19 protein-coding genes and 2 riboswitches are annotated in these 20,708 nt (G+C 66.0%); of the genes, 8 read left to right on the plus strand and 11 right to left on the minus strand.

Translation table 11 applies throughout. The annotated features are described in order from the left end of the window. Window positions 1–114 precede the first annotated feature (114 nt). A complete protein-coding gene (locus WDN01_06545) occupies window positions 115–534 on the plus strand; it encodes a copper chaperone PCu(A)C (GenBank protein ID MEJ0025670.1) in 420 nt (139 codons plus the stop codon). Window positions 535–560: 26 nt separating this feature from the next. Here WDN01_06545 and WDN01_06550 read toward each other — a convergent pair whose 3' ends face one another. From WDN01_06550 to WDN01_06560, 3 genes are read right to left on the minus strand one after another with little or no spacing between them, the layout of a single operon-like run. Then, window positions 561–1,115 (minus strand): hypothetical protein, encoded by a 555-nt coding sequence (locus WDN01_06550; GenBank protein ID MEJ0025671.1) that lies wholly within the window; start codon window positions 1,113–1,115, stop codon window positions 561–563. A 43-nt stretch (window positions 1,116–1,158) separates the two neighbouring features. Continuing rightward, complete coding sequence (locus WDN01_06555; GenBank protein ID MEJ0025672.1) at window positions 1,159–2,244, minus strand: ribonucleotide-diphosphate reductase subunit beta; 1,086 nt, start codon at window positions 2,242–2,244, stop codon at window positions 1,159–1,161. Further along, window positions 2,235–4,169 (minus strand): ribonucleoside-diphosphate reductase subunit alpha, encoded by a 1,935-nt coding sequence (locus WDN01_06560; protein MEJ0025673.1) that lies wholly within the window; start codon window positions 4,167–4,169, stop codon window positions 2,235–2,237. The genes WDN01_06555 and WDN01_06560 overlap by 10 nt, the downstream gene beginning before the upstream one ends. Before the next feature lie 92 nt (window positions 4,170–4,261). Beyond that, a riboswitch (cobalamin riboswitch) is annotated at window positions 4,262–4,459 on the minus strand. An 81-nt stretch (window positions 4,460–4,540) separates the two neighbouring features. Continuing rightward, a riboswitch (cobalamin riboswitch) is annotated at window positions 4,541–4,730 on the plus strand. 115 nt (window positions 4,731–4,845) lie between these two features. Here WDN01_06560 and WDN01_06565 point away from each other — a divergent pair. Then, window positions 4,846–5,949, plus strand: a complete 1,104-nt coding sequence (locus WDN01_06565) for a 5-methyltetrahydropteroyltriglutamate--homocysteine S-methyltransferase (protein MEJ0025674.1) — start codon at window positions 4,846–4,848, stop codon at window positions 5,947–5,949. A gap of 42 nt (window positions 5,950–5,991) precedes the next feature. Here the strand turns inward: WDN01_06565 and WDN01_06570 are convergent, their stop codons facing one another. From WDN01_06570 to WDN01_06595, 6 genes are all read right to left on the minus strand, one after another. Then, window positions 5,992–7,482 (minus strand): multicopper oxidase domain-containing protein, encoded by a 1,491-nt coding sequence (locus WDN01_06570; protein MEJ0025675.1) that lies wholly within the window; start codon window positions 7,480–7,482, stop codon window positions 5,992–5,994. Window positions 7,483–7,584: 102 nt separating this feature from the next. Beyond that, on the minus strand, window positions 7,585–8,388 hold the full coding sequence (locus WDN01_06575; protein MEJ0025676.1) for a heme ABC transporter ATP-binding protein: 804 nt from the start codon (window positions 8,386–8,388) through the stop codon (window positions 7,585–7,587). Further along, window positions 8,385–9,467, minus strand: a complete 1,083-nt coding sequence (locus WDN01_06580; GenBank protein ID MEJ0025677.1) for an iron ABC transporter permease — start codon at window positions 9,465–9,467, stop codon at window positions 8,385–8,387. Before WDN01_06580 ends, WDN01_06575 begins: the two co-directional genes overlap by 4 nt. Window position 9,468: 1 nt before the next feature. Further along, entirely contained in the window at window positions 9,469–10,302 is an 834-nt protein-coding gene (locus WDN01_06585; protein ID MEJ0025678.1) for a hemin ABC transporter substrate-binding protein, read from the minus strand. Then, complete coding sequence (locus WDN01_06590; GenBank protein MEJ0025679.1) at window positions 10,286–11,137, minus strand: class I SAM-dependent methyltransferase; 852 nt, start codon at window positions 11,135–11,137, stop codon at window positions 10,286–10,288. Before WDN01_06590 ends, WDN01_06585 begins: the two co-directional genes overlap by 17 nt. Continuing rightward, window positions 11,134–12,210: a ChuX/HutX family heme-like substrate-binding protein gene (locus WDN01_06595; protein MEJ0025680.1), complete on the minus strand. Its 1,077-nt coding sequence runs from the start codon at window positions 12,208–12,210 to the stop codon at window positions 11,134–11,136. The genes WDN01_06590 and WDN01_06595 overlap by 4 nt, the downstream gene beginning before the upstream one ends. Window positions 12,211–12,322: 112 nt before the next feature. On the opposite strand from WDN01_06595, the gene WDN01_06600 reads away from it, so the two are divergent. From WDN01_06600 to WDN01_06610, 3 genes are read left to right on the plus strand one after another with little or no spacing between them, the layout of a single operon-like run. Continuing rightward, a complete protein-coding gene (locus WDN01_06600) occupies window positions 12,323–14,443 on the plus strand; it encodes a TonB-dependent receptor (protein ID MEJ0025681.1) in 2,121 nt (706 codons plus the stop codon). Between the two features lie 4 nt (window positions 14,444–14,447). Then, window positions 14,448–14,723 (plus strand): transcriptional repressor, encoded by a 276-nt coding sequence (locus WDN01_06605; GenBank protein MEJ0025682.1) that lies wholly within the window; start codon window positions 14,448–14,450, stop codon window positions 14,721–14,723. Between the two features lie 59 nt (window positions 14,724–14,782). After that, complete coding sequence (locus tag WDN01_06610; protein ID MEJ0025683.1) at window positions 14,783–15,202, plus strand: hypothetical protein; 420 nt, start codon at window positions 14,783–14,785, stop codon at window positions 15,200–15,202. Here the strand turns inward: WDN01_06610 and WDN01_06615 are convergent. After that, window positions 15,196–15,519, minus strand: coding sequence for a hypothetical protein (locus WDN01_06615; GenBank protein ID MEJ0025684.1), 324 nt, complete (start codon window positions 15,517–15,519; stop codon window positions 15,196–15,198). The genes WDN01_06610 and WDN01_06615 overlap by 7 nt on opposite strands. A 165-nt stretch (window positions 15,520–15,684) precedes the next feature. Then, complete coding sequence (locus WDN01_06620; protein ID MEJ0025685.1) at window positions 15,685–16,728, minus strand: TonB-dependent receptor; 1,044 nt, start codon at window positions 16,726–16,728, stop codon at window positions 15,685–15,687. 1,076 nt (window positions 16,729–17,804) lie between these two features. Here WDN01_06620 and WDN01_06625 point away from each other — a divergent pair. From WDN01_06625 to WDN01_06635, 3 genes are read left to right on the plus strand one after another with little or no spacing between them, the layout of a single operon-like run. Continuing rightward, on the plus strand, window positions 17,805–18,008 hold the full coding sequence (locus WDN01_06625) for a hypothetical protein (protein ID MEJ0025686.1): 204 nt from the start codon (window positions 17,805–17,807) through the stop codon (window positions 18,006–18,008). Between the two features lie 8 nt (window positions 18,009–18,016). Continuing rightward, window positions 18,017–19,291 carry a dipeptidase gene (locus WDN01_06630; GenBank protein MEJ0025687.1) on the plus strand — a complete coding sequence of 425 codons (1,275 nt, stop codon included), beginning with the start codon at window positions 18,017–18,019 and terminating at the stop codon, window positions 19,289–19,291. Further along, a complete protein-coding gene (locus WDN01_06635; GenBank protein MEJ0025688.1) occupies window positions 19,288–20,691 on the plus strand; it encodes a CoA transferase in 1,404 nt (467 codons plus the stop codon). The genes WDN01_06630 and WDN01_06635 overlap by 4 nt, the downstream gene beginning before the upstream one ends. The last annotated feature ends 17 nt before the right edge of the window (window positions 20,692–20,708 follow it).

A 20,708-nucleotide genomic window follows, 5' to 3' on the forward strand; every position in this document is an offset into this window, starting at 1 on the left:
CCGGCGGTCCAGACCTGCGCCAAAGGTGTCGAGAACTGGGACGGCACGGATGCTACACATCCCACCCCGACCCTGATCGTGACGCTGGGCAATGCGCAAGACACGATGCCAGGCATGGATATGTCGCGCGGGCCCGCGGCCGCGGCGCCATCCGCACGAGTCGCCGCGCCGGTCACGATCCGCGATGCGTGGATCCGGGCGCTTCCCGGCAAGCTGCCGGCGGGTGGATATTTCACGCTGCGCAACGATGGCGACCCGCCGTCGAAGCTGACGGGTGCGTCGAGCCCGGCCTGTGGGATTCTGATGCTGCACAAGTCGCAGACCGGAGGCGGCATGGCGCAGATGAGCGACGTGGCCGCGATCGATATTCCGGCCCATGGCACGCTGAAATTCGCGCCGGGCGGCTATCATCTCATGTGCACGGACGCCAAGGCGGCGATCAGGCCGGGCAACCTCGTGCTGGTACGGCTCGACTTCGCGGGCGGACTCCAGGCCACGGCCAGTTTCGCCGTGCGCAACGCTTCGGGTCGGTGAACCCTCCGGTCAGCGCCGGGGTGGGATTACGCCGCTCGCGGGCGCGGCGCTGGCCTGAGCGCCAGGCCTGTCGCCATGCCGATGCTCTGCACGGCCAGCAGCCCGGCGAAAGCGATGCCGTTGACCTCCAAGACATAGAGAATGACGGCCGGCGTGAACCCGCCGCCGGCCGGCAACACCGCAGTCGCGGCATACAGAGCCAGCTCGAACGTTACGAAGCACGCCGCGAACGTCGCGATGGCGCCCGCGATCTCGCCCAACCGCGCGATCCGGCTGCGCAGCGCTAGTCCGGCGCCGGTCGCCAGCAACGCGCCGATGCCCATGGCAGCGCCCCAGCCGAAGCTGTCGGGCGTTTGCGGGTAGTGCAGGAACACGTAGCCGATGAACTGGTTGGCGAGCCAGTTCACCAATGTCAGCGCCAGCGCATCGGTTCGGCGCATGAACAGCGCCGCCAGCGCGCCGACCGCCGCGAGCGGCGTCGCGCAGGCGAAGGCGACGCTGCTGACGATGATCGCCCCCATCAGGAGCGCGATCCAGACGGCTCGCTGCTTGAGATGATTGTTGTCGGTCGTATCAGACATGTCGTTCTCCCTATCCAACCACAGCCAAGCCATGGCTGTGTTTCTAGGCCGCCCGCTCGCGGCGCTTCTCGAAAAGATTCCAGACACCACCGTCTCCGTCCCAGCTTCCGCGGCTGGCCCCTTTGGAATACTCGGTGGCTCGCTGCTCGAAGAAGTTGGCATGCTCGACTCCGTTGAGAATTTCCACCAGCCAGGGGAGAGGATGAGGCTTCAAGGCGCGATAGCCGCTGTCGGTCTCCTCGAAATTGCCGAATACGGGCGCGAGCTTGAGCTGCGTCAGGCGCCAATCGGCGATATAGCGCACATAGGACTTGATCGCGTCGGCGCTCATCCCTTCGATCTCACCGAGTCCGAAGGCGAGGTCGACAAAACCCTCTTCGAGCCTCACCATAGTTTTGGCGACGTCGATGATGTCGTCGCGTACCGCGCGCGTGACCGCGCCGGTCTCTGCGTTCCAGGCATGGAACAGCTTGATGATGCCCTCGCAGTGCAGGCTTTCGTCGCGCACCGACCAGCTCACGATCTGGCCCATGCCGTTCATCTTGTTGTGGCGCGGGAAGTTGAGCAGCATCGCGAAGCTCGCGAACAGCGACATGCCCTCGGTGAAGGCGCCGAACATCGCCAGTGTCCGTGCCACGTCGGCGCAGGTGCCGACGCCGAACGTGTGCATGTAGTCGGCCTTGGCGCGCAACTCGGCATAGTCGCGGAACGCCTCGAACTCGGCCTTCGGCATGCCGAGAGTCTTCAGGAGCAAGGCGTAGGCGTCGATATGAACGGTCTCCATGTTGGTGAAGGCCGCCATCATCATCTGCACTTCCAGAGGCTGGAAGATCGGAATGTAGCGTTTCAGGTAGTTGTCGCCGACTTCTACATCCGACTGCGTGAAGAAGCGGAAGATCTGGGTGAGCAGCGCACGCTCGGCCGGCGTGATCCGGTCCGACGACCAGTCCTTGATGTCGTTGCCGAGCGGGACTTCCTCGCCCATCCAATGCGTCTGCTGCTGGCGCTTCCAGAACTCGTAGGCCCAGGGATAGCGCTCGACATCATAGGTGCCGGTGGCCGTGAGCAGGCCGATCTTGCCCGTGCCGATGAGCGTGCGCGGATCGATGCCGCCGAGGTTCATTGACATGCGAGGCACTCCTCATAGTCGGTCTTCGCATAGACCTTGAGAGCGGCCTCTTTCTTCTCAAGCTGACCCGCGAAGCCTGCACGGCTGATGGACTTGGAGCGGCAGTAGTAGAGGCTCTTGATGCCGCGTTCCCACGCCGTCCAATGCAGCATGTGGAGGTCCCACTTATCGACGTCCGCAGGGATGAACAGGTTGAGCGACTGGCTTTGGCACACGAAGGGCGCGCGATCGGCCGCAAGGTCGATGATCCAACGCTGGTCGATCTCGAAAGCGGTTCGATAGACCGCCTTCTCGTCGTCGCTCAGGCAATCGAGATGCGTGACCGAGCCTTCGTGCTCGACGATGGACTGCCAGACCTCCGGCGTATCGGCGCCCTTGGACGCCAGCAGCCTGGCGAGGTATGGGCTGCGCACTGCGAAAGAGCCGGACAGCGTCTTGTGATTGTAGATGTTGGCCGGAATCGGCTCGATGCCGGCGCTGGTGCCGCCGCAGATGATGCTGATCGACGCCGTCGGCGCGATAGCAAGCTTGTGGGAAAAGCGCGCTTTCATGCCGCGCTCCGCTGCGTCCGGGCACGGCCCGCGTTCTTCGGCCAGGATGAAAGACGCCGCGTCGGCAGCGCGTCGGATGTGGCGGAAGATGCGCAGGTTCCAGCTCTTCGCCAGCGCGCTTTCCAGCGGAATGCCGCGCGATTGCAGGAAAGAGTGGAAGCCCATCACGCCGAGGCCCACCGAGCGCTCGCGCAGCGCGGAGTATTTCGCGCGCGCCATGCTGTCGGGCGCCGTCTCGATGAAGCTGGTCAGCACATTGTCCAGCATCCGCATGACGTCTTCGATGAAGTCCGGCTCGTCGCACCACTGATCCCAGGTCTCGATATTGAGCGAAGACAGGCAGCACACCGCGGTGCGATCCTTGCCATCGTGATCGATACCGGTCGGCAGCGTGATCTCGCTGCACAGATTGGAGGTCGAGACTTTCAAGCCGAGATCGCGCTGATGTCTGGGCAGCGCACGGTTCACATGATCGATGAAGAGCAGATAGGGCTCGCCGGTCTGGAGCCGCGTTTCGAGGATTCGCTGCCAGAGCTGGCGCGCATTCACGTGACGGATGACCTCGTTGTCCTTCGGACTGCGCAGATCGAACATCGCACCATCGCGCACCGCTTCCATGAACTCGTCGGTGATGTTGATGCCGTGATGCAGATTCAAGCCCTTGCGGTTGAAATCGCCGCTGGCCTTGCGGATTTCGAGGAATTCCTCGATCTCCGGATGATGCACGTCGAGGTAGACCGCCGCCGAGCCACGGCGCAGCGAGCCTTGGCTGATCGCCAATGTGAGCCCATCCATCACATGGATGAAAGGGATGATGCCGGAGGTCTCGCCATTGCCTTTCACGCGCTCGCCTATCGAGCGCACCTTGCCCCAATAGGTGCCGATGCCGCCGCCGTTCGAGGCGAGCCAAACATTCTCGTTCCAGGTGCCGACGATACCTTCGAGCGAATCCGACACGCCGTTGAGGAAGCACGAAATGGGAAGACCGCGCGTCGTGCCGCCGTTCGATAGTACCGGCGTCGCCGGCATGAACCAGAGCTTGGAGATCGCGTCGTAGAGCCGTTGTGCGTGCGCGGCATCGTCGGCGTAAGCGCAAGCGACACGCGCGAACATGTCCTGGAAGTTCTCGCCCGGCATCAGGTAGCGATCAGAGAGCGTCGCCTTGCCGAAAGTGGTGAGAAGATCGTCGCGCGTGCGATCGAGCGTGAGATCGGCAGGCACGGGCTTTCGGCCCAACGGCGCCGGCATCGGCGCGGGCCGCGGCTTCGCGCGCTGGAAGACAAGCTTCGGACCAGGCATCGAGCGGCCAGGTGCGATTTCCGGCACCGGCACCAGATGACCATGGATATCGAAATCGAAAGTCTGGGATGACATCGCCTCTCCTTTCGGATGGGGAGAGGCGGACAACTCGCGAAAGGTGGCAAAGCCACGACCAGCAAGCAGCCACCGGGACACCCCGCCCGACGCACATTCAAACCGTTCGCGGCAGGTCTCCTGGCTCGCGGGTCGTTGCGTCCGCCTGGCCTTCCCGAAGCAGGTGCCTCAGTGGCCTTTGGTGGCGGACGCTCGCCGCTGACAGTTGCGGGGGCAGCGCCGGTTTCGCACCGGCTTCCCTCTTAGCTCCAGATATCGCTACCCGGAGAACCGTGAACATCTAAATCTTGTGGCCGGGTGGCGAACAAAGTCAATGGCCGAAAAACCCGGATGCACAGGCCGAGCCGGTTGACGGGGTGGGCCCGCGTTGGGTTACATCCCATCGTCGTGGTTCTTCCGGTCGTGTGGCCGGGAGCTAAGAGGGAAGCCGTTGGCGCTGCCCCCGCAACTGTGAGCGGCGAGTCCGCTGTCGTTTCGTGTCACTGGCGCGTGCGCCGGGAAGACCTGACAGCAGACGATGACCCGCAAGCCAGGAGACCTGCCACGACGATCACCTGTTCCGGACGCGGGGCGCGTTCCGGGAGCGGTAGTTCCCGCAAAGGTGAAGAGACGCGATCGGGCTTCGTCCGATCGATTTTGCTTCATGCCCGAGCTTTCGGGAGAAAGGAACGTCATCATGGAAGTCCCCAAGCCGCCGTTTCGAGCCGATCATGTCGGAAGTTTGTTGCGTCCGCGCGCCATCGCGGAAGCCCGCGCCGCCGGCCTGACCGGCGACGCACTGCGCAAGATCGAGGACGCGGAAATTCCCGGCCTCATCAAGATGCAGGAGGACATCGGTCTCAAGGTCGTGACCGACGGCGAGGCGCGCCGCACCTTCTGGCACTACGACTTCATGGACATGCTCGACGGGCTCGATCTGGTGCGGCGACAGGACGAAGGCGTCGCCTTCAAGGACCGCCATCTGCCGCCGATCGACCCCAGGATCAGCGGGCCGCTGGATTTCCCGCGCGACCACCCGATGCTCGAGCACTTCCGCTTCGCCGCCCGGTACACCAAGGTGACGCCGAAGATTTCGATCCCCGGCCCGTCCTGCATCCATTTCCGCGTACCCCAGGCGCGGGTCGAATACGCGCCCTATCGCGACAAGGACGTGTACTTCGCGGCGATCGCGGACACCTACAGGAAGGCGGTGAAGGCCTTTTACGAAGCAGGCTGCCGCTATCTGCAGCTCGACGACATCTATTTCGCCTATCTGGGCGATCCCAAGCAGCGGGCCGAGCGCGCGGCGCAGGGCGAGGATCCGGACTGGCTGATCGACCGCTATGCCTGGATGCTGGAAGAGGCGATCAAGGACCGGCCCAAGGACATGACGATCGGCATGCATATGTGCCGGGGCAATTTCCGCTCGACCTATGCCGCGTCGGGCGGCTACGACGCGGCGGCGGACGCGATCTTCAACAAGACCAGCGTCGACATCTATTTCATGGAATACGACACCGAGCGCGCCGGCGGCCTCGAACCCTTGCGCCTTCTGCCGAAAGGCAAGAAGCGCGTGATGGCCGGCTTTATCACCACCAAGACGCCGGAACTGGAAAGCCTGGACGCCATCCGCGCCAAGTTCGACGAGGCGGCGCGTTATGCCGACATGGACCAGCTCGGCATCGCGCCGCAATGCGGTTTCGCCTCGACCGAGCACGGCAACGACATCACCGAGGACGATCAGCGCAGCAAGCTGGAGCTGGTCGTCAAGGTGGCCGAAACGCTGTGGGGCGAAGCGTAAGCGTCAGGAGGGTTCCGGCTGCCTTCCGCCGCATTTCCCAGCTTATCGGCAATGGATGAGGGCCATGAAGCCGAAATCCATGTGGTGCTGCATGTGGCAGTGGAACAGGCTCAGGCCGGGCTGGTCGGCGAGAAAATCGACGGTCATTTCCTGAAAGCCGCCGATCATCACGACGTCCTTTCTGACGCCGGCGGTCGGCCGGCCCGCAATGCCGGTGAGTTCGAACGTATGGCGGTGCAGGTGAACCGGATGGGCATCGTCCGTCGCGTTGCGCATGTGAAGCCGGTAGCGCCGGCCGAGCGACAGATCGAACAACGGGTCCATGCGGTCCATGGAGAACGCCACGCCGTTGATCGTGAATTCGTCGAAGCCGTTGCGCGCGCCGGGATTGGCGGCGAAGGTCATGGTGATGGTCTCGTCGGGCGGCGGGCTGCTGCTGCGCGCGGCGCCGAACAGGCGGTAATCCCATCGCGCGTCGGCCGGCTTGGTCCAGACGGGCTTGCCGCCGGACTTTGCATACTCCACCACGATGCCGGCGCCATGACCGCGCGCATCGTCATCGATGTCGCCCATGATCCATTTGCCGGGCGTTCGCATGTCCACGATGGCGCTCACCCGCTCCGCGGGCCCGAGCCAGAGAACCGGAACGGCCGCCGGACGCGGCACCGGATTGCCGTCGAGCGCGACAACCCGGAAGGCATGGCCTGGAAGCGCGAGGCTGTGGCTCTCGGTGGCGCTGGCGTTGAGGACATGGAACAGCACCCTCTCGCCGGCTTTCACCGCGATCGGCGGCCCTTCGCCCAGCATGCGGCCGTTGATCGTGTAGAACTGGTAGCTCACGTCGTAGGCCTGCGGCAGGCCGCGCCTCGTGGAAGCGTCCAGCGCCTTCAGCGCGGCATCGCGCAGTGCGGGATTGATCGGCGCCGGGGCCAACATATTGTCCGGCATCTCCATGCGGGTGAAGGAGGGACCGAACTCCTTGAAGGTGACGAACACCTCGCGGTCGTAGGCGCCGGGATCGTGCTTCGGCGCGATGAACACCGGACCTGCCTGACCGCTATAAAGGCCGACCGACAAATCCGTGCCCGCGGTGAGATGGGAATGGTAAAACCGGAAGCCCGACGGGCCGGGCGTGAAGGCGATCCGGCGCGTGCTGTGCGGAGGGATGTAGGGCGTTCCTTCTTCGGCGGCGCCATCCACTGCGGCCGGCAATGTCTGGCCATGCCAGTGCAGTTGCTCCGGCGAGTCCGTGTTGTTGCGGACATCGACCGTGACGGGCTTTCCCTCCTGCAGCCGGAGCAGCGGCCCTGGGAACTGATTGTTGTAGAGCTTGGTCGAAACCGCCGTCTCCGATCCGAGCGCGAGCAGCCCGTTCCCGATCTCGATGGTGTGATCTGCTTTTCCGATGGGCGTGCCGGTCCGACCCGACATAGCGGCCATCGGCGCAGCGGCGAGGCCGGAGGGTGGGAGCGCGCCGAAACCAAGGGCGAGGGCACCGGTCGTTTGCAGCAGCCGGCGGCGGTCGAAGGTCATGTCATACCTCTGCGCTGATGCGCCGATGTGTGTTTGCAGATTGTTGAAGGCACGAAAGGAGCGCTCTCGCCGCACGGTAGTAGCTGCGTCGGTCGATCCGTATCAAGCGGGCTCCCGGGGTCTGGGCGCGACGAGGATCTGGACGCCGCCGTTCGCGGACGGGATGATCGAACAGCCGACGCGCCACACCCGCGCCACGCGCTCGGCGGTCAGGACGTCCTGCGGCCGGCCCTCGGCGTCGACCCGGCCGTTCGCCAGAACGACCAGGCGATCGGCGTAGGCTGCGGCCAGATTCAGATCGTGCAATATCGCCAGGATTCCGGCGCCGGCTTGGGCCACGTCGCGCGCCTTGGCCAGGATCGCATGCTGATGGAACAGATCGAGACTCGACGTCGGCTCGTCAAGCAGCAGGTAGCGCGCGCCGGCATCCGGGGCTGCGTCCCAGACTTGGGCCAGGGTGCGGGCATAGTGCGTGCGGTGGAGCTCGCCGCCGGACAAGGTGCGGCAGTCGCGCCCCGCCAGCGCCGAGGTCTCTGTCGCCGCCATCGCGCCACGGACGGCAGCGCGATCCGCGTCCGAACTCGCGCGGCCGCGATGGGGAAAGCGGCCGAGCTCGACCACGTCCCAGGCACGGAAGGAGAAGGCAAGCTCCGGCGATTGCGGCAGCACGGCCCGCTGGCGGGCCAAGGCGTCGCCGGACCATGACGCGAGCGGCCTGCCGTTCAGTGTCACGCAGCCGGCTTGCGGGACGATGTCGCCGGACAGGACCTTCAGCAGCGTGGATTTTCCGGCGCCGTTGGGTCCGATCACCGCGACAACGAAGCCCGCGGGCACGACGATACTGACATCGTCGAGAATCCGGCGCGCCCCGGCCGTGACGACGATGTTCTCGCCACGAAGGCTCATGGCGATACCTCGCGCAGGCGGCGGCGCAGCAGCCAGATGAAGAAGGGCGCGCCGAGTGCGCTGGTCACCACGCCGATCGGCAGTTCGGCCGGCATGACGAGGAGCCGCGCCGCGACATCTGCCAGTACGACCAGCAGCGCGCCCAGCAGGGCCGAGCCGGGCAGCACGAAACGATGCGCCGACCCACCCAACAAGCGCACGAGGTGCGGCGCGGCCAGTCCGACGAAGCCGATGATGCCAGTCAGCGCGACGCTCGCGCCGACGCCCAGCGCGACCAGGAGAATTGTCGCGCGGCGGACGGTCTCGACGGCCAGACCGAGATGGCCGGCCGCGTTCTCGCCCAGCGCGAAGAGATCGTAGCCGCGCGCAAGGATGCCGAACCCGGTGCCTGTCGCCGCCATGATCAGGAGTACTGGCCAGATCTGGTCCCAGGTCGCGCCGCCGAGCCCGCCGAGCAGCCAGAAGGTGAGCGCGCGCAGCTGGGCGTCGCTGCCGAGATAGGTGAGATAGCCGACGACGGCCGTGGTCAGCGCGTTGACGGCGAGCCCCGCCAGAAGCAGCGTCGCGATATCGGTGCGCGTTTGGGTGCGGCCGATGATATAGACGCCGCCCGTCGCAATCAGGCCGGCGAGGAAGGCCGCGGCTGGCATGGCGAAGCCGGTATGCATCCACAGCGGCAGTTGCGCGCCGAGCACGATCCAGCCGACCGCGCCGCAGGCGGCACCGCCCGACACGCCGATAAGGCCCGGATCGGCCAGAGGATTGCGGAACAGCGCCTGCAGCGCCGCGCCGGCCAATCCGAGCGTCGCACCCACGCCCAGGCCGAGGGCCACGCGCGGCAGGCGGATTGCGAACAAGGCTGCGTCCTCCACCGGCGCGACCGGCACGCCGATGTCGATACCGGCGCGGGCGAGCAGCGCGGCGACGACATGGGAAAACGGGATGGAGAGCGCGCCCAGGGTCGCCGCGATGAGGCACGCCGTCACCAGCCCGGCGCCGAGCGCGGTCAGGACGATCAAACGCCGCAGACGCAGCGGATCGCGCGCGGGATCGAAGGCCGTGGTGGCGACCGCGGTCATGCTAGTGCAGTGCCGTCGCCAAGGCGCCGAGCGCCTGCGGCGTGCGCGGCCCGAAGCCCAGCAGCAGCAGTGTATCCATCGCGACGATGCGGCCGGACTTCGCAGCGGGCGTCATCGCGATTTCCGGGCGTGCCCGGAACGCCTCCATGCCGCCCATCGTCTTGATCGCATAGTCCGCGACGATGATGACGTCCGGCCTGAGCGCGAGCGCGGCTTCCGGCGTGAGCGGCTTATAGCCGCTGAAGCCGCCCGCGACGTTCTGCGCGCCGGCCAGCGTGAGCATGGTATCGGCCGCCGTGCCGCGGCCGGCCGCCATCGCACCGCCCGGTCCTTGTGCCATCAGGAATATCGCGCGCGGATGGTCGCGATAGGAGGCGAGCTTGCGCTTTATGTCGGCCAACGCGGTGCGATAGCGCGCTTTGAGGGCCTCGCCCCGATCGTGCACGCCGAGCGCATCGGCCACGACGCCGATCTTGTCGACGACACCCTCAGCGGAATGGGCGTTCGGAACATGCACGACCTGCACGCCGGATGCGTCCAGCTGCGTGACGGCGGCGGGTGGTCCGGCATCTTCGGACGCAATGATGAGGTCCGGCCGGCAGGACAAGACGCCCTCCGCCGCCAATGTGCGCAGGTAACCGACTTGCGGCAGCTTGGTCGCTGCCGCGGGATAGAGCGATGTCTGGTCGTCGCAGACGACGCGGCCGCCTTGTCCGAGCGCAAAGGCGATCTCGGTGACATCGCCGCCGAGCATCACGATGCGCTGCGGCCACGCGGCGCCCGCCGACGAGGCAAGCAAGATCGCGACAAGCGCCGCGCTAACCCAAAGTCGCATGGGCACATCCATAGAAGCGGCGTCCGGTCGTCAGGCGATAGAAGAGGCCGAAGAGCGCCGGCGCCGTCCCGCTCTCGCGCATCACGTCGTGCTGGGCGGCGATCCGCCAGCGTGGATCGAACCGGGCGACGTCGCTGGCCCGCCGCAGGCTCCAACGGAACGCGACACTGCGGTCCTTGATCCTGCCGACGGCAGGGTGCTGGCGCGAACGCGCGACCATCGTGGGACTGGCCCAGTCGAATACGATCTGCGCCGGTGCGCGCGTGGCAAAGGCTTGCGCGAGAGTGCGGAACAGCGCGCCGGCCGTCTGTTCTTCCAGATACATCAGGACACCCTCGGCGATGAAGACAACCGGCCGCGCCGCCGTCCAGCCGATGGCGCCGAGCCAGTCAGGCGTGCTGATGTCGAGCACGATGGTACGGCGGCGCTCGTCGTCGGCCAGACAGCGCCGGCGCAACGTGACGACGTCGGCCACGTCGGAATCGATCCAGGTGAAGCGGCGGGTGCCGGCGCGCGAGGCGATCCGCTCATACATGGTGTTGAGACCCGAGCCGAGGCTCACGAACAGCGGGTTGTCGTGGCGATCGAGCGCCCAGAGACAGCGCGAGTCGAACCAGGTGCCGCGCGCGATCACGCCCTTGATCGTACCCTTGCTGGCGCCGTAGCGGGTCAGGTCGACGCCGAGTTCGCGGCACAGCCGCTCCGCCGTGACGTCGCGGCCTTGAGATCGCGGCAGCCTGGCGGTGCCGATGGCGCGCGCGGCGAGCGTGATCAGCAGGGTCTCGGATACGCCCGAGAGTCCGTCAGTGCACGGCGGAGGCACATGTGCGTTCATGTCTCGATCGCGCCCAGAATGGCGCGCCAAGCCGGAAGCTCGGGCTTGCCGGGCTTGCGCGCGCCGAAGAGCTGGGCGAAGCAGAAGCCATCCTTGTCGAACAGTTCGAGCGAGGTGACGTCGCCGTCGCGCGTGGGTTTGCGAACCACCCAGGCCGAGGCGATCGCGTCCTCCCGCAAGTGGAGGTTGAAGGTGGGATCGAGGACATTGAACCACGGCCCCATGCGCTTGAGGTTCGTCACCGTGCCGGTGTGAATCTGGATGCAGCCGGGATTGCCGACGAACACCATGATCGATGTCGCGGTGTCGCGGGCCGCTTCCAGCACGCGAGCGAGCGCGTCCAGGGGGACCGCGCGGGCGAACTCGGAGCCGGCGAGACGCAACGCCTGCAGGCGGCCGACCTCCAGGCCGCGCAACATGCCGAAGAACTCATGGGTATCTTCGAGCGCGGACCATTCGCGGCGCAGCCGCTCGACGTCGATTTCGGTATCGGCGCGGTCGCCCTTGGGCGCCGCAATCTCGCGCACCTCCAGAACGGGCGATTGATCGTCTGCATGCCAATCGGCGATCAGCTTGTCGAAAGCGGGGATGTCGGTTTCGGGTTTCTGGTAGATCTTGTGTATCGCCATACCATCGGCGTCGAACACCTGGAGCGAACGGCGCGGACCGCCGTCGGTCTCGTCGATCACCGCGAAGGTGTGGTGCCAGCGCGATGGGAAGATACGCAGATCGATCAATTCGCCCAGCACCAGACCGTGTGCCGCGTTGATCGTGACATCGAGATAGGGGCCGATCTTCTCGTGCACGCAATGCTCGTTGCGGGTCAGCGCCATCACGGGACCGAGCGCCGGCACGTCCTTGATGATGGCCGCGCCTTTGGTGCGCAGCCGGGTCGCGCCGGCGCCGACGATGCTGGCGATCAGCTCGCCTTCGCTGACGCCGAGGCGTTCGGCGGCGTCTCGTACGCGCAGCTTGCCGCCGCTGCGGTCGCGCAATTCGGCCCAGGCGCTGCGCAGCGTCGCGCCCCAAGGGCGCGCACGTTTCGTCTCTGAAGCAAGTGCCGCTTCGCTCATCCCATCCTCCGTGGCGTCGTATATTGCGATTGACTCGCAATATCAGAAATGCTGACCTACATTGCACTTGCGAGTCATTCTCAGTCAAGGGCTGCTTTGAGAGGGGTTGGACATGCGTGTTTGGGCGGGGCTGGGGCTGGTGTTCCTGGGTTTATGTGCCACGGGAAGCGTGGCGATGGCGGACGGCAATGTGGCCTCGACCGAAACGGTCACGGTCACCGGCACGCGCAACCCGACCTCGGCGGTGACCTTCCCGGGCATGGTGGATGTGGTCGACTACGACACGATCCAGGCCGATATCCCGTCCACGGTGTCGGACCTGTTCTACGGCATGCCGAACGTCCAGTTCGCCGGCGGTCCGCGCCGCACCGGACAAGGCCCGAGCATTCGCGGGCTCGGCGGCCAGGATGTCCTGACGCTGGTCGACGGAGTGCGGCAGAGCTGGACCTCCGGCCATGACGGCCAGTTCTTCCTCGATCCGTCTTTGCTTGCCGGGGTTGATGTCGTGCGCGGCCCGAATTCCGCGCTGTACGGTTCGGGCGCTCTCGGCGGTGTGATCGCGTTCCGCACCGTCGATGCCTCCGATCTTCTTGGCGCAAACGAGACCGCCGGCATCCGTGTCGGCCTCGGCTATCAGGGCGTCGACGACGAACTTCTCTACATGGCCACCGGATTCACCCATGTCGGCAATCTCGACGTCGTCGGCAGCATCGGCCGGCGCACCTCCGGCGACATCAAGCTGGGCTCCGGCGCCACGCTGCCGGCCGACGACGACATCGTCACCGGCTTCGCCAAGGCGGGTTACGACTTCGGCGATGGCCTGACCGTCAAAGTTTCCTATCAAGGCTACCAGGACGAAGCCATCGAGCCCGATGACGGACAAGGCTTGTCCACCGGCGCGCCGATCGACAAGCGCGTCACCAACCAGCAGTTCTCCGGCCAGATCGACTGGAAGCCGAGCGGCACCGACCTCGTCGATGTGCATGTCGTGCCCTATCACCTGGAGGGCAAGGTGGCGGAGACCGATCCCGCGACCGGCGACTTTGCGGTGCAGAGCATCACGACCGACGGCTTCAGCGCCGACAACCGCATCCCGTTCGGTTTCGCGAATGTCTCCGGCCTCTTCACCTTCGGTGGCGAGTGGTACCAGGACAGCCAGGTCGGCACCGACAGCGCGGGGGTCGGCGGCGTGCGCTCCGGCGTGCCGGACGGCAAGGACGAGTTCTGGGGACTGTTCGCGCAGATCGAGGCCAACATCGACCGCCCGCTCGGCGCGCCGGGCAAGCTCACGCTCATTCCCGCGATCCGCTACGACTCGTTCAGTTCCTCCTCGACAGGCAATCCGAGCCTGAACGAGGGCGCCACCTCGCCCAAGCTGGCGGCGACCTATGCGCCGGTCGACTGGTTCTTCGTCTTCGGCAATGTCGGCGAGGCGTTCCGCGCGCCGGGCATCAACGAGCTCTATCTGAGCGGCATCCATTTTGAGGTGCCGCACCCGATCCTTCCCGGCATCTCGGTCGCCAACACCTTCGAGCCCAATCCGAACCTCAAGCCCGAGACCTCGAAATACTGGGAGGCCGGTGCGGGCCTGCTGTTCAACAATGTGCTCGCAACCGGCGACACGCTCCGGGGCAAGGCGTCGTACTGGCACCAGAACGTCGACGACTTCATCGATCTAAGCGTGTTCCTGCCGCCGACGTTCTACAGCCTGGGATGCTTCACGCCGCCGACCTTCCTGGCGGATTGCAATGTCGGCCAGACGACCTCGATCAACGTCAACGCCGAACTGCATGGCGTCGAGTTGGAGGCGTCATACGACGCGCCGCGCTGGGCCCTCGACGCCTCCTACGGCACGATCGGCGGCAAGGAGCGCGGCACGCCCTATTCGCTCAATTCGCTGATGCCGGACATCTTCTCGGTGATTGCGACGCTCAAGCTGCCGGAAATCGATGGCAGCCTGAACGTGCGGCTGCAGAATGCGGGCTCGTTCCACAAGACCCTCGATCCGGCCAGCAACGACCCGCCGACCGACGACCGCACGGGCTATACGCTGTTCGATCTCTACGCGAGCTGGCAGCCGGGCGACGACATCCTGGACGGCAGATTGCGCGGCCTTCGCATCGATGCGGGCGTCGACAACCTGACCGACGAGGACTATTCGTCCTACGCGCAGGGCGTGAGTGCGCCAGGGCGCAACGCCAAGGTCCTCGCCAGCTACACCTTTACCTGGTGACGGCATGGGTGCTTCCGGCAAAACCCGTTTCGAACTGATCGGGCCGCGCTCGCCGGAAGCACTCATCTGCCAATGCCGAAGCGCGGGGATGCGCATCGGGCGGACGGGAAGTGCCGTGATGCGCGCGGTCGCACAGGCGCAGGACCCATTCGACTTCGATGCCGTCTGGGCTGGCGCTCGCCAGATCGAGCCCGCCATTTCCCGGGACACCATTTATCGGTCGCTCCGGCGCCTTCGTTCGGTGGGCCTGATCCGGGATCACACCCTCAACACACGTTAAGCGGAGCCCAGATGCTGCCTTCCGAGAGACTCTTGTGTGACCGCCTCCGGGCGGAGCATGTGCTGATCTTCGCCCTGCGCATGCTGGTTGCTGGACGGGCGCGCTGTCCACTCCTGCACGAAGAGATGGACATCGCCGCCGGTCCGCTTGCCATGGAATTCCTAGCCGCTCTCAGCATATTCCTGATGACGCTCGGCAACGGCAGCCGGCGGCGGCTCGCGGTCGGCCCGCCGCCATGCCATCATCGGATGCCGGACGAAGAAGCAATTCTGTGCCTGGTTGCCGCGGCGCAAGAGGACGATGAAGAGCGGTTGGCTGCCCACCTGTGCTGGTTGGTGCGATCGGAGCGCCAACAAGCCGTGCGAGGCAGTCTGCGGGCGCTCGCCGACATGGCGACCTGCGCCGGGCTGCGGCTCTGCTCATCCGAAGCCGCCAATGCCGGTAGCGCGGCCGCCGTGCGGCGGATGGCGCATCAATAGAGGTTTTCCTTGTAGTCCTTCTCCAGGCCTTTCCTGAGAAGCTCGGAAGCGCCTGGAATCGATAAAGCGGCCTTGGCCAGACTGGCGCCAATGCCGCCGCTGCGATTGAGCTTGATGTGCTCGACGAAGAGTTTGGCCGGGTCGATCGCGGGCGCCGTCGTGACCGGCCAGAGATTGGCGCGCGCGAGGGCGGCGCTGTCGCGGAGGACGATACGGTCCGTTTCGACCTCGATCGCGAGCAGCGGCATCCTGTCGTGAACGACGAAGTCGCCACGCGCGGCCAGGTCGGTCGTCAGCGTGGCCTTGCCGCGCAACACCGCGACCTTCGACGACCCCGGCATAAGGAGGACCACCCCCACGTGGGGCTGTACGAGGATATTCCTGAAACTGTCGACGCGCCGGTTGCCGGGCCGGTCCGCAAATGTCAGCAACTCGGCGGCGGCACGTAAGCGGGAAAGCGTCGCTCTGCGATCATCATGCCGTCACTCAAACCGCCGCGTGATGCTGCCGATGATGGTGCGGCCGCGGCTGAAGTGGCACACCTCGCCGAAGCAGAGCTGGGTCCGGCTGTCGGCGACGTTGTCGACGTTGAGCGCGATGCGCCAATCCTGAACCTCGTAGTGCACGTCGGCGTCGAAGAAGGTCAGGCTGCCGGTGGGGATGGTGTTGGTGGTGTCGGTCCAGGCCGCGCTGGCGTAGCGCATCCCGCCGCCCAGACCGAAGCCCTGCAGCGCGCCGTCCTGAAAGGTGTAGTCGGCGAATACCGAGGCCTGCGTCGACGGCGTGTTGGCGGGCTGCCGATCGATCTCGGTCGGATCGGTCGATTTTGTGATCCGCACGTCGTCATAGGTGTACGCGCCGGTGATGTTCAGGCCGCGGAATGGCGTGACGACGGTCTCGAACTCGATGCCGCGCGAGCGCTCCTCGCCGGTCTCGATCTGGAAGCCGTTATGGGCGATGTCGGGATCGGCGCTCAGGACATGCTGCTCGGTGAGGTCGTAGAACGACAGCGTCGCGCTGATCCAGCCGCTTTTGGGCGCGTACCGGATGCCGGCCTCATATTGCTGGCCGGTCAGCGGATCGAACGGCGTGCCGAAGAAATCGGTGCCCGATTGCGGCACGAAGGACGTCGAATAGCTGACATAGGGCGCCAGACCGATGTCGGAGACGTAGACAAGCCCGACGCGGCCGGTCAGCGCGCTGTCATCCTGTTGCGCCGGCGCCATGCCGAAGAAGGCGCCGGCATAGTTGACGGTCTTGATCGACGACCAGTCTTGCCGCAGACCGCCGGTCAGGAACCAGTGATCGCCATAGGCCATCTGGTCCTGCGCATAGATGCCGACCTGGCTGGCGCCCTGGTGCACGGATGAGGAAACCGTCGTCGGCGGCGTGATGGGCTCGTTGTAGTTCAGGGCGAAGTAGTCGGCGTCGGGCGCATTGCCGACGAGATCCAGCGCCGAAAACGGATCGTTCTGATAGTCCACTGGCGTGGCCCGGGATTGCCTTGATGTAGGCTTCGGGGTCACCTTGCACGCCGAGATATTGACGGAAGAAGTCCCGCACCAGCCGCTTCACTTTGCGTTCCCGGAAGATGCGCCTGAGATAGCGAAAGCGATCACTGCCCAGCTTCTCGACAATCGACATCATGGCGTGCGCCACAGCGATCAGATCGGTGGCGCCAAAACCATGGACGACGCGCAATCCGGCATCGAGCGGTGCGTAAAGCTCGCTCGAAATCGCGACCACCTCCGAGAAGCAGCTCCAGTTGCGCACGGCCTGGGTATGCAGGCGCATGCGCTCCTGCAGTGCGAGGACCGCCCTCTGCTGATCGTCGCGTTCCTCGCGGATCATCAGAAGCCGGCGATGATGGAAGGCCTCCGCCAGCTCAACAATCGTGTCGATGACCTTCTGGATATCGCTGGGTGTTGCCGGCTCCTGGCCCCACTGATCAATCGGCAGCGTCAGCACGAGCGCCTGGAGCAACTCGATGTGGTGCTGCTCGATCTTGGCGATGAGAGTCTTGTCTGCGACGCCGTCGTCCGAGACGCCTGCGGTCGGCCCATAATGGGCCAGCACCGCCAGGATATGGGCCGGGAAGCAGCGCTTGAAGATCTCCATCAGCGCATTGAGGTGTTCGGGGAACGCCTTCTGCTTCGCCTCGGCCATCTGCAAAATGGCCTTACGGATCAGTCTGGGATCGACCCCCGAAAAGGGATACCGCACGACGTAGGGAGCGCCGTCATCGTCCGGCCGCTTCTTCCGTTGGCTCCTGTTCTTCTTGCTCATCTGGGGGGTATTGCTTGGCACCTGATTTGGCACCGAACGCAATATAACGGCTTAGGATCAGCCGGGACGAACCAGGAGTTTATGCGCGGAAAAGCCAACAAACCTGGGCAAAGCATCACCCTAGAGGATGGCAGAGGACGGCCCTACCCGCATTTCAAGACCGGTGCCTTAAACCGCTCGGCCACCCATCCGTCTATTCGGACCAGATACGGCGCGGAACGCGAAAGTGCAATGCCGCCGCGGGCTTGGGACCGACCCGCCGCTGGCAGCCGCGATGAAGTTGGAGCAGACTGTACGGACCAAGATGGGAATCGCCGTGGCGGACGAATATCGGGCGCGCGAAGCGTGCGAACAATCGGGCGTCTATCGCGCGGTGCATGAGCACCAGCATACGCCGGATCACGACGTGACGGTTCTCCACGGTCACGTCTTTCCACGCTGCAGCCATCATGGCTGCGAGCCGAAATTCGTGCTGGTCGCGGCCGGCCAGAACGTCAACTCCAACAACTGGTTCCGGTGAACGGCGCGATGAAGACGCTGACGCGCAGGACCGTGCTGGCGAGCGGAGCCGCGCTCGCGGCGGCGCCGGCCTTCGCGAAGCCGCGGCCGTCGCCGCTCGACCACGTCAAGGCGATCCACCAGAAACTGATCTGCCTCGACACCCATCTCGATACGCCGGCGAATTTCGCGCGGCCCGGCTGGGACATCATGCAGCGCCATACGGCGGCCGAGTTCAGCCAGGTCGACTATCCGCGCATGGTCGAAGGCGGGCTCGACGGCGGGTTCTTCGCGATCTACACGCCGCAGGGGCCGCTCACGCCGGACGGCATGATGGCGGCGCGCGACGCGGCGCTGGTCCGCGCCGCCGCGATCCGCGAAACGGTTGCGAAGAACGCCGCCCATTTCGAACTCGCCTTCGTGCCGGGCGATGCCGCGCGCATCGCGGGCAAGGGCAAGCGGATCGTCTATCAGTCGATCGAGAATTCCTATCCGCTGGGCACCGACGTCACCCTGCTCAGAAGCTTTTACGCGCTCGGCGTGCGCATGGCCGGACCGGTCCATTTCAAGGACAACCAGCTCGGCGATTCGGCGACCGACAAGAGCCGTAGCTGGAAGGGCCTGTCGCCGATGGGCCGGGACTGGCTGGCGCTGTGCAACGAGCTCGGCATCGTGCCCGACGCCTCGCATTCCTCCGACGACGTGTTCGACCAGATGGTCGCGGGTTCGAAGACGCCGATCATCCTGTCGCATTCCGGCTGCCGCGCGGTGCACGAGCATCCGCGCAACATCGACGATGCGCGCCTGAAGCGGCTCGCGGACACGGGCGGCGTCATCCAGGTCAATTCGCTCAGTTCCTACATGATCGCCACGCCCGACAATCCGGACCGCGAGAAGGCGTTCGGCGTGATCTATGGAAGGCTGCGCGGCGTCGCGGACATGACGCCGGCCGACGCCAGGAAGGCGGTGGCGGAGGCCGGCGCCGCGATGAAGGCGCTGAACGCGAAATATCCGCAGCCGCGCGCGACCTTCGAGGACTACATGGCGCACATGCTGCACGCGTTGAAGCTCGTGGGACCGGAGCATGTCGGTGTCGGCGCCGATTGGGACGGCGGCGGCGGCGTCACCGGCATGGAGGACTGTGCCGACAATTGGAAGATCACCGCGCGCCTGCTCAAGGAGGGCTATCGCGAGGACGATCTGCGGAAAATCTGGAGCGGCAATGTGCTGCGCGTGCTTGGGGCGGCAGAGGACGGCCGCGCGAAACCCGCCGCGCCGCCGCCGCCGGTCGGAGGCGGCGAGTGAGCATTGCCCGATCGACGCTTGCCGGCCTGATGGGGCTGGCGGGCCGCGCGATGCCGGACTTCGTGCACTTCGGATCTGGGGCCCCTGCCCTCAAGACGCGGTTTCATGCCGACGAGGCGGCGGCGGCGGCGATCGCGGCCGGCGCGGTCGCGGCGGCCGACATCTGGACGCTGCGTTCGGGCGAGCGGCAGCAGGTGCGCGTCGACAGCCGCGAGGCGGCGGCCGCTCTCGTCGGCTTCCTTCACCAGAAATTCGCGGACAAGACAAAGGCGCCCGACATGCGCGGGCAGTTCGAGGCCAGTCCCACCGCGGCGAAGGGCTTCCGGCGCACGCGCGACGGCCGCTTCGTCTTCCTGCATCCGAGCTTTCCCGAGAGCACCGCGCGGCTGCTCAAGGTGCTGGCCTGCCCGGACGAGCCCGAGGCGGTGAAGGCGGCGGTGGCGAAATGGGACGGGCTCGAATTCGAAGACGCGGTCGCGGCGGCGGGCGCCTGCGCCGGGCTCGCGCGCGCGCCGGAGGAATGGGACGAATCCGAACAGGGCCGCATCCTGGCGAACCGGCCGGTGGTCGAGGTGACGCGGATCGGCGACAGCGAGCCGGAGCCCTTCAAGCACGGCGGCGACGCGCCGCTCGACGGCGTCCGTGTGCTCGATCTGACTCGTGTGCTGGCGGGGCCGTCCTGCGCGCGCACCCTGGCGCAATATGGTGCCGATGTGATGGCGATCTCTTCGCCGAACCTGCCTTCGGTGCCGATGTTCGTCAGCGACACCGGACACGGCAAGCGCGCGGCCTTTATCGATCTCGAAACCTCGGACGGCCGGGACATCTTGCGGCGCCTCGCGCGTGAGGGCGACGTCTTCAGCCAGAGCTACCGGCAGGGCGCGCTGGAGCGGCTCGGCTTCGGGCCGCTCGAGCTGGCGCGGATGCGGCCGGGCATCGTGTGCACCGCGATCAATTGCTATGGCCATGAGGGACCGTGGCGGACGCGGCCGGGTTGGGAACAGCTCGGCCAAACGGTCACCGGCATGGCGGTGGTGCATGGCGGCGCGGAGACGCCCCGGCTGCAGCCCGGCGCGGTGACGGATTACGCGACGGGTTTCCTCGCCGCCTTCGGCACCATGATCGCGCTCGAGCGGCGCGCGCGGTATGGCGGTTCGCATCTGGTGCGCGTGTCGCTGGCGCAGACCGCGGTATGGATGCGCGGCATGGGATTGGCCGGCGAAGATCGGTTGGCGGCGACGCAGCCCCTCACCGCCGAGGAGATCGCCGCCTGGTCGATCGGCAGCGACACAGGCTTCGGCCCGATGACCTATCTGCGTCCGCCGGTGACGCTGAGCGCGACACCCGCGCGGTGGACGCGGCCGACCGTGCCGCTCGGCACGCATGCGGCGGTCTGGTGATTTCCTCCCCGCTGTTG

Origin of the sequence: Rhizomicrobium sp. (assembly GCA_037200985.1) — a bacterium.
Taxonomy (GTDB): Bacteria; Pseudomonadota; Alphaproteobacteria; order Micropepsales; family Micropepsaceae; genus Rhizomicrobium.